This is a genomic window from Olsenella porci (genome assembly GCF_009695875.1).
In the GTDB taxonomy this organism is placed as follows: Bacteria; Actinomycetota; Coriobacteriia; order Coriobacteriales; family Atopobiaceae; genus Olsenella_H; species Olsenella_H porci.
The window spans coordinates 22,108-33,251 of sequence record NZ_VUNC01000001.1 but is presented as its reverse complement, the minus strand read 5'-3'; the positions used below and the strand labels follow the sequence as shown (position 1 = coordinate 33,251).

Below are 11,144 nucleotides of genomic sequence, written 5' to 3'. Positions count from 1 at the left end.
CTGCCGGGGATGGGCCGCTGTGTCCGTCCCCGGTTTCGTTTTGCGCACGCGCGTGACGGCACGTGGCGCGCGAACCTACAATTGCCCCACGGCAGTCTGACCGCAACGATCAACCGGGGGAGAGGGGAGACCCTTCATGTCCATAAACCAGCAGAGCTACGCCTATGGAGCGCAGAAGTCGAGCATCCGTGAGATCGCGGCGTACGGCGCGAGGCGCAAGGCGCAGATTGGCGCCCAGAACGTGTTTGACTTCTCGCTGGGCAACCCGTCCGTCCCCGCGCCGGAGGAGGTCCGCGAGTCCATCCAGCGGAACCTCTCCCTCCCCCCGACCGAGCTCCATGGGTACACCCCCGCGGCGGGCTACCCGGCAACGCGCAAGGCGGTCGCAGACTCCCTCAACCGGCGCTTTGGCACTTCGTACGGCACCGACGAGCTCTACATGACCTGCGGTGCGGCGGCGTCCATCAACATCGTCCTCAACGCGGTGGTCAACCCCGGTGACGAGGTCATCGTGATCTCCCCCTATTTCCCCGAGTACCGGGTGTGGATCGAGAGCGCGGGAGCGACCTGCGTCGAGGTGCCCGCCGACCCCGCGACCTTCCAGATTGACCCCGACGCCATTGGCAGGGCGGTGGGCGATAGGACAAAGGCCCTGATCGTCAACTCGCCCAACAACCCCGTGGGCTCGGTCTACTCGCTCCAGAACCTTGAGGACCTTGCCGCCGTCCTGCGTGACCGCGAGGCTGCCCTGGGCACGAGCGTGTACCTGATCGCGGACGAGCCCTACCGCGAGATCACCTACGGTGCTGAGGTGCCCTGGGTCCCCGATGTGTACGACCGCACGCTGGTGTGCTACAGCTACTCAAAGTCGCTCAGCCTCCCCGGCGAGCGCATTGGCTGGGTCCTGGTGCCCACCACCAATCCGGACCACGACGAGCTTCTTCCCGCCGTCGCCGGCTCGGGTCGCAAGCTCGGCTTTGTGTGCGCCCCTTCGCTGTTCCAGCGTGTGGTCGCCGACTGCGTGGACGTGCCGAGCAACGTGGAGGCCTACGCCAGCAACCGGGAGGCGCTCACGAGCGGCCTCTCGAGGTTGGGCTACGAGTACATAGAGCCGCAGGGTGCCTTCTACCTGTGGGTCAAGGCGCTCGAGCCCGACGCCAAAGCGTTCTTCCTCAAGGCGCGCGAGCAGGAGCTTCTCCCCGTGCCCTCCGACAGCTTTGGCTGCACGGGATGGGTGCGCGTGGGGTACTGCGTGAGCCACGAGACCATCGTGGGCTCCATGCCCGCATGGGAGCGCCTCGCGGGGGAGTACGCACGCTAGGCACGCCGCGCCGGCAAGGTGCGAAAATGACTTCTGGCCTACCGTCTGACTCCTGGAGGGAGAGCGAACGTGCTTCGCAACGCCTGCGACATCCACACCCACACCATCTACTCCCGCCACGCCTACTCCACGATCGAGGAGAACGTGCGCGCCGCCGCCGAGCTGAGGCTCGAGCTGCTGGGATGCACGGAGCACTTCTCGTCGATGCTCCATCCCGCTGTTGCAGCGGGGGACGGTAGGCTTGCATGCGATACACGCGACTACCAGTACTTCTACAACTTTGGCTGCTGGCCGAGGGTGTGGCACGGCGTGAGGCTGCTCCATGGCTGCGAGGCGGACATCGTCGACCTCAAGGGCAACCTCTATGGGCACGACATCATGATTGACGAGGGCATCACGGGCGATGTCGAGTCGCCCGCGACGCTCAAGGAACGGGTGTTCTCGCGCTGCGACTACGTCATCGCCAGCGTGCACGGCAGGGATTTCGCACGTGAGGCGAACCTGTCCGTTACCACCAATATGTACCTCTCCGCTCTCCAGGACCCCAAGGTGCTGGTGCTGGGCCACCCGGTGCGCGGCAGGGTCCCCTTCGAGCACAGGGAGGTCGTGAGGGCGGCCAAGGAGCTCCACAAGCTCATCGAGATCAACGCGCACAGCCTCGATTCCGTCATCGGGCACAAGGACACCATCGACGGCTGTCAGGCGCTTGCGGAAGTGTGCGCCGAGGAGGGCTGCAAGATCGTGGTGAGCAGCGACGCGCACATCAGCTGCGGCATCGGCGGGTTCGAGCCCGCCCTCAGGATGCTCGAGCGCATCCACTTCCCCCAGGCGCTAATCGCCACGCGGGACGCCGAAAGCTTCTTGCAGGCGATGCGCGAGGGTGTCGGCACCACGATCGAGTAAGCCCTTCGTGTCACGGCATGCCCCAGATGCCAGGGGAGAGGCCCGACACCGGGGCGCCGAGCCTCTCTCCTAGATAGCGAGCGTAAGCTCCACGGGGCAGTGGTCGCTCCCATAGACGTCGCCTAGGATGCGGGCGTCCCTGACCCTGTCCGCGATGCGGTCGCTCACCAGGAAGTAGTCGATGCGCCAGCCCGTGTTTCGCTCGCGCGAGCGCATGCGGTAGCTCCACCAGCTGTAGGCGCCCTCGAGGGTGGGGTGCAGCGCGCGGAAGGTGTCCGTGAGGCCGGAGTCGAGCAGCTTGGTAAAACTCTCGCGCTCCTGGTCGCTGAAGCCCGCGTTCTCGTGGTTGGTGTCAGGATTCTTGAGGTCGATCTCCTCGTGGGCGACGTTGAAGTCGCCGCAGGTCACCACGGGCTTGTCCTGCGAGAGCTCCGACAGGAAGTCGCGGAAGTGCTCGTCCCACACCATGCGCTCGTCCAGACGCAGCAGGCCCTGCTTGGAGTTGGGGGTGTATACGTCCACGAACCACATGGAGGGGAACTCCAGCGCGCACACGCGCCCCTCGTCGTCCGCGACGGGGGAGCCGATCTGGCGAATCACCTGCAGCGGCTCCTCGCGGCTGAAGACGGCGGTTCCCGAATAGCCCTTTCGCTCTGCGTAGCTCCACGTCTGCACGTAGCCGGGAAGATCCAGGCTCACCTGGCCCTCCTGCAGCTTGGTCTCCTGTATCGCGAAGACGTCTGCGTCGCACTGCCCAAAGATCTCGGTGAAGCTCGGCTCCTTCTTGAGCACGGCCCTGAGGCCGTTCACGTTCCACGAGACGAGGCGCAGCTCGCGTTCATCTGCCATGTTGGTCCTTTCGCTCGGCACAATCCGTGGGGATTGTCGCACAGGCTGGGGCTGGCGGCGTCCTCACTTCGAGATCGTGATGTAGCCCTCGGCCTCGGCCTCGACCTCGCGGAGGACCTTGGGGTCTGGCTTGGGGCCGGCGTCAGGGGAACCAAAGAGGAATTCCCTCCACCTCGGCAGCTCCCGCATGCCCTGCGCGTGGCCTTGGTCGTACGCCTCGTGTAGCTTGTGGGTGTCGGTGGTGCCACTCGAAAGGGGCATTTCGTCCGGGTAGACGATGTAGGCCTTGCCCTCGCGCGCGAGCCCCTCGAGCCGGGTCAGCTCCACGTTGTAGCGCTCCCAGCGGGTGAGAAGTGCGTTTCTCACATAGGGATTGCCTTTCGAGACGGCCAGCAGCATGCGTCTCTCGGCACCCGTCGGCGGGAGCTTGCGGTATCCCCGAGGCCTGGTCGCCACGAAGAAGAACCGCTTGTATCCTGCGTCCTCAGCAAGGTGGAGGGGGATGCCCGCACCCTGGCCCAGGCCGCCGTCGTACATCACATGCCCGTCGATCCGTATGGGCTTCATCATGCCGGGGAGGGTCGAGCTGGCACGGACCGCGTGCATCATGGATTCCATGTCGGGCATGTCGTCCTTGGTGAGCGTGACGGAGCGGCCCGTGTCGCTCTCGAAGGACTGGACCGCCACTTGCGCCGGGTTGGCGCAGAAGGTCTTCCAGTCAAAGGGCATAAAGCCGTCCTCAACGCATCCCTCGTACAGGTAGTCGGCGTTGAAGTAGCGGTCGCCCCGCAGCATCGAACCCAGCCCGTTGATCTGGATGCCCTTGGGCCTCTCTCCCAGGAAGGCGAACCGAGTGCGCCAGAGGTCGCGCGAGACGTAGTCCACGGTGTGGCTGGCGCCGGCGCTGATGCCGCAGACAAAGTCGAAGTAGATGCCCTGTTCCAGGAGGACGCGGGCAAATCCCGCCGTGTAGGCGGCCCGATAGCCGCCGCCCTCAAAAATAAGGGCGCAGTCGGTGACGTTGCTCGCAAGGGGCTGAGCCTTGGGTTGCTGGGTCATGTTTGCCACACCTCCCGGTGATAGAGTTGGTCCAGGCAAGCCAGTGGAACGGGAGGCCATCATGGCGAAGACGATCACAGACCCCAGCGAGGCGGCCCAGGAGCTCAAGAATCATGTCGAGCGCGCCAAGAGCGTCGTGTTCTTTGGGGGCGCAGGCGTTTCCACTGCCAGTGGTATTCCCGATTTCCGGAGTCCTAACGGGCTCTATCACCAGCGCGGCTACAAATATCCACCTGAGACCATGCTGAGCCACAGCTTCTACGAGTCGCACATGGAGGAGTTCTACGACTTCTATCGTCATGTCATGTGCGCCCCAAACGCGCAGCCCAACCAGGCACATCGCAAGCTCGCCGAGCTCGAGGCAGAGGGAAAGCTCGCGGCGGTCATCACGCAGAACATCGACGGTCTGCATCAGGCAGCGGGGTCCAAGAACGTCATCGAGCTGCACGGATCCACGCACCGCAACATCTGCCGCCGCTGCGGCGAGGTGTACTCCCAGGAGTGGATCCTGGCAACCGGCGGGATTCCCCGCTGTGAGAAGTGCGGGGGTGTGGTCAAGCCCGACGTCGTTCTGTACGAGGAAGCGTTGGACCAAGGCAACATCAGCAGGGCGGTTCGTGCCATCGAGCGGTGCGACATGCTCATCATCGGCGGGACGTCGCTCGTGGTGTACCCCGCGGCGGGCCTCGTCCAGTACTTTCGCGGCAGCGACCTCGTTATCTGCAACTTGGAGCCAACCCCACAGGACGACATGGCCGACCTCGTGTGCGCGTGCGATATCGCGAAGGCGTTCGAGTTCTGACGTCCCTCCGGCGAGCCGGTGGCGGAGGCCCTGGACTTCGGTCGTGGGGTGCGGTCTGCCGTAGGGGAGAGGAGCGTTCCTCTCGCATTGCTCCGGAAGCAGCGATCGGGGCTGCACGGGGCTTGGGAGGCGCCCGCGGGGTTCCATCCCGTCGCGGAGACGGTAGACCCGCGCCCGGTCGCGAATGAGGTCGCATCGAAGATCAAAGAGGGGAGGTGTTGCCTCCTCTCCCGTCCAGGGGGCATGGCCTTGCTGGCGAGGGCCCCTTTCCCGCACGGGGTAGGATGCTCTCCAGTTGTGGCGGGGCGTCCTTGTGCGGTAACGGCGCCAGAGCGAATCGCTGCCGTCCCGCATCCCGGACCGTGGCATCGATTGCCTAGGAATGGAGCGGGGCGACCACCGCCCGTCGGCCGGTCCCCTCCCATGCAGGCGGTTGCCCTCGTCCCCTTGGCCAGTTTCCGGTCTTGGGGTGGTGCGAGAAGGGAGCCGAACCCCTCTCCGGCAGGACAGCTGGCAGGAAACTCCCGTCGTGAGCACTCGTATCGAGCTCCTGCTGCCGGGGCCGCCACACGCCCGGCGCGTCGCGTGGGTGCGCCGAACCCAAAGCGACTACAATTATGAAGACTATCTCGGGGCGCCGCGAGCGCCCCGCTCACTTTGGGGGAGGCACGACCCATGCTTCGACAGGACTACTCCATCTGGCGCTGCGGACGGCACGAGATCTCTCTTGCCCGCCCGCGCGTGATGGGCATCCTCAACGTGACGCCTGACTCCTTCTCGGATGGGGGAGAGCACGACGACCCCAAGGTCGCGGTGGACTACGCCCTTCAGATGCTCGACCAGGGCGCGGATATCATCGACGTCGGTGGGGAGTCGACCCGACCCGGCCACACGCCCGTCTCCCCCGAGGAGGAGGCAAAGCGGGTGGTCCCGGTCATCAGGGGGATCCTCCAGGCCGCGCCCTCCGCGATTGTCTCCATAGACACGCGCCACCCTGCCGTTGCCCACATGTGCGCCCGCATGGGGGTCTCGATCATCAACGACGTCTCGGGCTTCACGGATCCGGAGATGGTCCGCGTTGCTGCCGAGTCAAACTGCGGTTGCGTGGTCATGCACTGGAACAGGGGAGAGGGACAGGCAACCAGGAAGTTCGTGCAGCTGGACAGCGCCCGGCCCGCCCGTGCGCCCCAGCGCAGCATACCCACCAGCACCCGTCGTTTTACGCTGCCGGAGGAGGCGCCCATCATGCGAGACGTGATGGGCTTCCTCGGCGACCAGGCCCGCATCCTCATGCGTGCCGGCGTGAGCCACGACCGCATCTGCATCGACCCCGGTCCCGGCTTTGACAAGACCGCCGACCAGGACGTGGTCATCCAGCGTGCCACCCGCAAGCTCGTCTCGATGGGATACCCCGTGCTCACCGCCGTGTCGCGCAAGAGGTTCGTTGGAGCGGTCTCGGGTATCACGGTCGCCGCCGACCGCGACCCCGCGACGATGGGAATCTGCCTGTCGGCGATCGAGTCTGGCGCCCGCATCCTTCGCGTGCACGACGTTGCCACCGCCTGCCAGGCAATTGACTCGTACTGGTCGGTCGCAAAGGCGGACCCGCGCCAGGGCTTCGTCTCCATCGGCTCCAACGTGGGCGACCGGCTCGAGAACCTCACGCAAGCGGTCCGCCTAATCAACCAGATTCCCCTCACCTGTGTGGTGCAGGTGAGCCATGCGTACGAGACCGAGCCCGCCTACGGCATCAAGACGTCGGTCGCCAACGCGGTGGTCGAGATCCGCAGCGAGCTTCACCCCATGGTCCTCCTGGACGACCTCATGAACGTGGAGCACCAGCTTGGCCGCGAGCGCGACCCCGAGCAGACGGGTCATGGCCCGCGGACCATCGACTGCGACTTGGTCTACGTCGAGGACGAGGAGCATGCCGGCCGCAAGCTCACGCTGCCCCACCCGCATCTGGGCGAGAGGGACTACGTCCTGGTCCCCATGGAGGACCTCATGCACGACCCGGTCAGGTTCCTCATGCACGCCGGGGTGCCCGTCTACGCGCCGGAGGAGCGCGTTGGCCACGTGGTGTCCGAGCTCGGCGTCCTCGACTGGCAGTAGGTGGTCGGGATGGGAGACGTGCAGCTGACGGTGCGGCCCGCGGTGCCCATGGGCTTCTTGGTGGCGGCCCCCGCCATCGCCGCGATGGGCGTGGTCGATGCCGCCTCGGCCTCGGGGTCGGACGAGCTGGGAATCTACTGGCCCCACGACGTCGTGGTGGCCGCGGAGGGTACGCCCGTCTGTGCGGTGTCTGCCCGTGGCGGCTACGACGACCAGGGAGTCTTCGTGCGGATTGACCTCACGCCTAGTGATGGCGCGTCGGCCCTTCCTGCGGAAGCCAACCTCGAGGATGCCGTCAGGGCCCGTTTTGACCAATGGGAGAGGGATGTCTCCAACGGTCGGTCGGCAGGGGGCGCCTGGGCATCGTTCCTCTCGGACTACTTTGACCGCGAGCCGCGCCTGGGAAAGAGGGTCGAGGTCATCTACCCAAACGGGCGCGTCGCGGCAACGGGCACGTTTGCCGGCCTGGACGTATGGGGCCGCGCGACGGTCACCCTGGACTCCGGCAGGCAGCTGGAGTTCTCCCCCGAGCAGGCGGGGATTCGATTGGCGTGAGCCGTCCGTCTCGCCCCCTCCGTTGGGGGCGGGCGGCATTGCAGGTGGGAGGCGTGCGATGAGGGTTGCCCTGCTCGAGCCGCTGGGGATTTCCAGCCAGATGGTGGAGGAGCTTGCCAGGCCGATTGTTGAGGCCGGGCACGAGTTCGTCTCGTATGACCAGAGGACGACCGACGTCACCGAGCTCGCCAGGCGCAGCTCTGGTGCGGACGTGGTGATGATTGCCAACACCCCGTATTCCGCCGACGTGATTAGCTCGGCCAACACGCTCAAGATGATCGCCGTCGCTTTCACGGGCATTGACCACGTTGCGCTTGACGCCTGCAGGGAGCGTGGCATCACCGTGTGCAACTGCGCCGGCTATTCCGATACCAGCGTTGCAGAGCTGACGCTGGGGCTTGCCATCGACGTCCTGCGCAAGGTCGTCCCCGCGGATTCTGCGGCTCGCACGGGCGGCACGTCCGCTGGGCTGATGGGAAGCGAGATTTGCGGCAAGACCGTGGGCGTGGTGGGAACCGGGCACATCGGCACCCAGGTCGGGCGTCTCTTCTGCGCGTTTGGTGCCCGTGTGCTGGGCTATGCCCGACACGAGAACCCCGAGGCAACCGGGGCGGGCATCGAGTTCGTGCCAAATCTGGACGACCTCCTAGCGCAGAGCGACATCGTTACGCTTCACGTGCCGAGCAACGCAGGCACGCGCGGGATGATCGATGCCAGGAGACTTGCGCTCATGCCACGGGGGTCCATTCTCATCAACTGCGCCCGCGGCGCGGTGGTGGACAACGAAGCCCTTGCAAGGGCGCTCGATCAGGGCCATATTGCCGGGGCCGGCGTGGACGTGTTCGACACGGAGCCGCCCCTGCCCACAGACTACCCGCTCGCCCATGCAAAGAACGCGGTTCTCACCCCTCACGTGGGCTTCCTTACCCAAGAGGCTATGCTGCGCAGGGCGCGGATAGAGTTTGACAACGTCACGTCCTGGCTCGCAGGAGAGCCGCGCAACGTCTGCAGCCTGTAGCCCCGCCTATGCGCGGGCGGCGCGCTTCTCCGCGCGATGCTTCCAGATGAGGTAGACGCCGCGGATGGTGAGGTCTGGGTCCAGGGCGTCGAAGAGGTCCGTCGCCTTGGCGATCTCGCGCGAGAGGCCGCCCGTGCCCACGACGGTGCAGTTTGGCTCCCCCAGCTCGTCTCGGATCCTCCTCACGAGGCCCTCCGCCTGCGCCGCCGCTCCAATCACGATTCCAGACTGAACGGCAGACTCGGTCGTGTCGCCCAGCGCACGAGCGGGGGCGACCAGGGGCACGCTCGCGAGGCGAGACGCGCGAGAGAAGAGTGCCGATGCGGAGAGGAGCAGGCCGGGCATGATCGCGCCTCCCCTGAACGACCCATTGGCGTCCACGACATCGATGTTCGTCGCCGTGCCAAAGTCGACCACGATGACTGGCGCCCCATACGTCTCCCGCGCCGCCACCGCGTTGGCAATGCGGTCCGCCCCCACCTGGGTCGGGTCGGGCATGTTCACCCTGATGCCGCAGTCTCTGCCGGCATCGACTAGCAGGACGTCGTCCGCGTTGAGGATGTGCCGCATCATGTACAGCCACTCCTGGGTCAGGATGGGAACCACGCTGGCGATTGCCACGTCGGTGACGTCCGAGAGCTCAAGGCCAAACATCATGAAGTAGCCAAACAGACGCTCGTGCAGCTCGTCGGCGGTGTCTGTCTTGTCGGTTGCCATGCGCCACTGGCGCGCAACCTGGCCCCCGTCGTCAAACAGGCCCAGGGTCGTCTGGGTGTTACCGACGTCAATGGCAAGTAGCATCGTGTGACCTCCGCGTGCGGGCCGCCCCGTTTGGGCGGGTGAGGCAGGACACCACAGTCTACCGCGCGCGACCATGGGGAAGGCGAAAGAGGCCGCTTTTTGGTGCACGTTCTCTTCACATTGCCGAGCGGTCAATTTGCTATACTCGCAAAGCTTGACTGTCTCGGCACGGGTCGAGGCAACCCCTCGCCTGGTCGGAAACCAGGCCGATCGAAGGAGTCCCATATGAAGCAAGGCATCCATCCAGACTACGTGATGTGCACCGTCCGTTGCACCTGCGGCAACACCTGGGTCACCCGTTCCACCAAGAGCGAGATGACCATCGACCTCTGCGACAAGTGCCACCCGTTCTACACCGGTCAGCAGAAGCTCGTTGACACCGGCGGACGCGTCCAGCGCTTCTCCGACAAGTTTGGTGGCGCCGCCCAGGCCCAGCTCGCAAAGGCAAAGGCTGCCAAGGAGGCCAAGGCCAAGAAGGCTGCCGAGGAGGAGGCCGCCCGCAAGGCTGCCGCCGAGGCAAAGGCTGCCGCCAAGGCCAAGCGTGCCGCCGAGTACGCCAAGAAGGCCGAGGCAGAGGCTGCCAAGAAGGCTGCCGAGGAGGCCGCAGAGGCCGAGACCGCCGAGGCCACCGTTGCCGAGGCCGCTCCCGCCGAGGAGACCCCCGCGGAGTAGCTTCGCGGCAATCTTATTGCGCGCAACGACGAGGGCCGTCCGGAGCGTTCCGGGCGGCCCTCGTCCTGTCCTCTGGCATGTGCCGAGGAGACGCGCATGGCTTCTCGGCAGTGCGCTACACCAGGGGTAGGCTGGCGTCGAGCCCGCTCGTCCCCATGGGACCGGGCGTGACCGTTCCATTGCCGTCGCGAAGCATCTTCTGCAGCCGGTCCTCCGCCTCCTGCGGCGTCTCGTAGCTGTATGTGCAGTCGCATTCCGTGACTACGATGTCCGCAGTCTTGTTGCGGAGCGCCGTCCTGGCGAGCGCCTCGTAGTTCCCGTTGGCCCGCGCCTGCCTCGCCACCTCCGCCAGCTGCACCGGCGGGATTCCGAGCAGCCGTGGCCACTCCCCCTCGCTCGCGGAGAGTCCCCTCTCCCTTGCGTAGGCGTCCAGGGCTGCCCCCTGGGTCGCAGCCTCGCGCGCCTGGCTGGCAAGGCTCTGCTCCAGGTCCTCCCTGGGGGTTCCGGTCTGCTCGCAGAACTCCTTCACCGTGAGACCGCTCTGCGCCAGGTCCTGCTCGAGTCCAGCGCGCATGCCCTGGCGCATCTCGTCCACCACCTGCTCGGGGACCTCCTCCTGGAGCCTGGAGGCAAGCTCTGCAAGGCAGAGCGCGCCCTTCCGTCGGTCGGCGTCGTGCATGTTGGAGGCCAGGAGGTCGTTCCTCACGCCCGCGCGCAGCTCGTCGAGGCTGCGCGCGCCAAAGGCCTGGCGCACCCAGTCGGCATCCGAGAGCCGGGACTCGTCCGCCCCGGCCTGCTGTGCCATGGAGGAGAGGGCAAGGTCTACCTGGGCGTCCGTGACGCAGGGGACGCGAACGCTCACCTTAACGGGCTCGTAGCTGGAGAGCGTGTAGAGGGGTTCCTCCGCTGCCCTGCGTGCCCGCTCCATTGCCGAGCGAACGACGGCATCGACCTCCTCATCAGAAAGGGTGGGCCTGCTGCCTGCAAAGTGCTTTCCCGCGGCCATGGCCGCTCCTCTCCATTCCTTCGGGCGCGTGCGCCCGATTTTCAGT

Annotated in this window: 11 protein-coding genes; 7 read left to right on the top strand and 4 right to left on the bottom strand. The window is 66.1% G+C overall.

Translation table 11 applies throughout. The features are described 5' to 3' along the window. The first annotated feature begins 136 nt into the window (after positions 1-136). Complete coding sequence (locus FYJ68_RS00170; protein ID WP_154433318.1) at positions 137-1,321, top strand: pyridoxal phosphate-dependent aminotransferase; 1,185 nt, start codon at positions 137-139, stop codon at positions 1,319-1,321. A gap of 69 nt (positions 1,322-1,390) precedes the next feature. Beyond that, entirely contained in the window at positions 1,391-2,224 is an 834-nt protein-coding gene (locus FYJ68_RS00165) for a phosphatase (protein ID WP_326832131.1), read from the top strand. A 69-nt stretch (positions 2,225-2,293) separates the two neighbouring features. Here the strand turns inward: FYJ68_RS00165 and FYJ68_RS00160 are convergent, their stop codons facing one another. Both FYJ68_RS00160 and FYJ68_RS00155 read right to left on the bottom strand, forming a co-directional pair. Beyond that, positions 2,294-3,073 (bottom strand): exodeoxyribonuclease III, encoded by a 780-nt coding sequence (locus FYJ68_RS00160; RefSeq protein ID WP_154433316.1) that lies wholly within the window; start codon positions 3,071-3,073, stop codon positions 2,294-2,296. 63 nt (positions 3,074-3,136) lie between these two features. Next, complete coding sequence (locus tag FYJ68_RS00155; RefSeq protein WP_154433315.1) at positions 3,137-4,132, bottom strand: patatin-like phospholipase family protein; 996 nt, start codon at positions 4,130-4,132, stop codon at positions 3,137-3,139. 61 nt (positions 4,133-4,193) lie between these two features. Here FYJ68_RS00155 and FYJ68_RS00150 point away from each other — a divergent pair, with 61 nt between their 5' ends. The 4 genes from FYJ68_RS00150 (at position 4,194) to FYJ68_RS00135 (ending at position 8,619) form a co-directional block, all read left to right on the top strand. Next, complete coding sequence (locus FYJ68_RS00150) at positions 4,194-4,934, top strand: NAD-dependent protein deacylase (protein ID WP_154433314.1); 741 nt, start codon at positions 4,194-4,196, stop codon at positions 4,932-4,934. 675 nt (positions 4,935-5,609) lie between these two features. Continuing rightward, positions 5,610-7,046, top strand: coding sequence for a dihydropteroate synthase (gene folP / locus FYJ68_RS00145; protein ID WP_154433313.1), 1,437 nt, complete (start codon positions 5,610-5,612; stop codon positions 7,044-7,046). Between the two features lie 9 nt (positions 7,047-7,055). After that, the gene (locus FYJ68_RS00140) at positions 7,056-7,601 is read left to right on the top strand and encodes a hypothetical protein (RefSeq protein ID WP_154433312.1); all 546 of its coding nucleotides are present in this window, start codon (positions 7,056-7,058) and stop codon (positions 7,599-7,601) included. A gap of 58 nt (positions 7,602-7,659) precedes the next feature. Beyond that, positions 7,660-8,619: a 2-hydroxyacid dehydrogenase gene (locus FYJ68_RS00135; protein WP_154433311.1), complete on the top strand. Its 960-nt coding sequence runs from the start codon at positions 7,660-7,662 to the stop codon at positions 8,617-8,619. 6 nt (positions 8,620-8,625) lie between these two features. On the opposite strand, the gene FYJ68_RS00130 is transcribed toward FYJ68_RS00135, so the two are convergent. After that, positions 8,626-9,420, bottom strand: a complete 795-nt coding sequence (locus FYJ68_RS00130; protein ID WP_154433310.1) for a type III pantothenate kinase — start codon at positions 9,418-9,420, stop codon at positions 8,626-8,628. Between the two features lie 225 nt (positions 9,421-9,645). On the opposite strand from FYJ68_RS00130, the gene rpmE reads away from it, so the two are divergent. After that, complete coding sequence (gene rpmE / locus FYJ68_RS00125; protein ID WP_154433309.1) at positions 9,646-10,092, top strand: 50S ribosomal protein L31; 447 nt, start codon at positions 9,646-9,648, stop codon at positions 10,090-10,092. 115 nt (positions 10,093-10,207) lie between these two features. Here rpmE and FYJ68_RS00120 read toward each other — a convergent pair whose 3' ends face one another. Further along, positions 10,208-11,098, bottom strand: coding sequence for a trigger factor (locus FYJ68_RS00120; protein WP_154433308.1), 891 nt, complete (start codon positions 11,096-11,098; stop codon positions 10,208-10,210). Positions 11,099-11,144 lie beyond the last annotated feature (46 nt).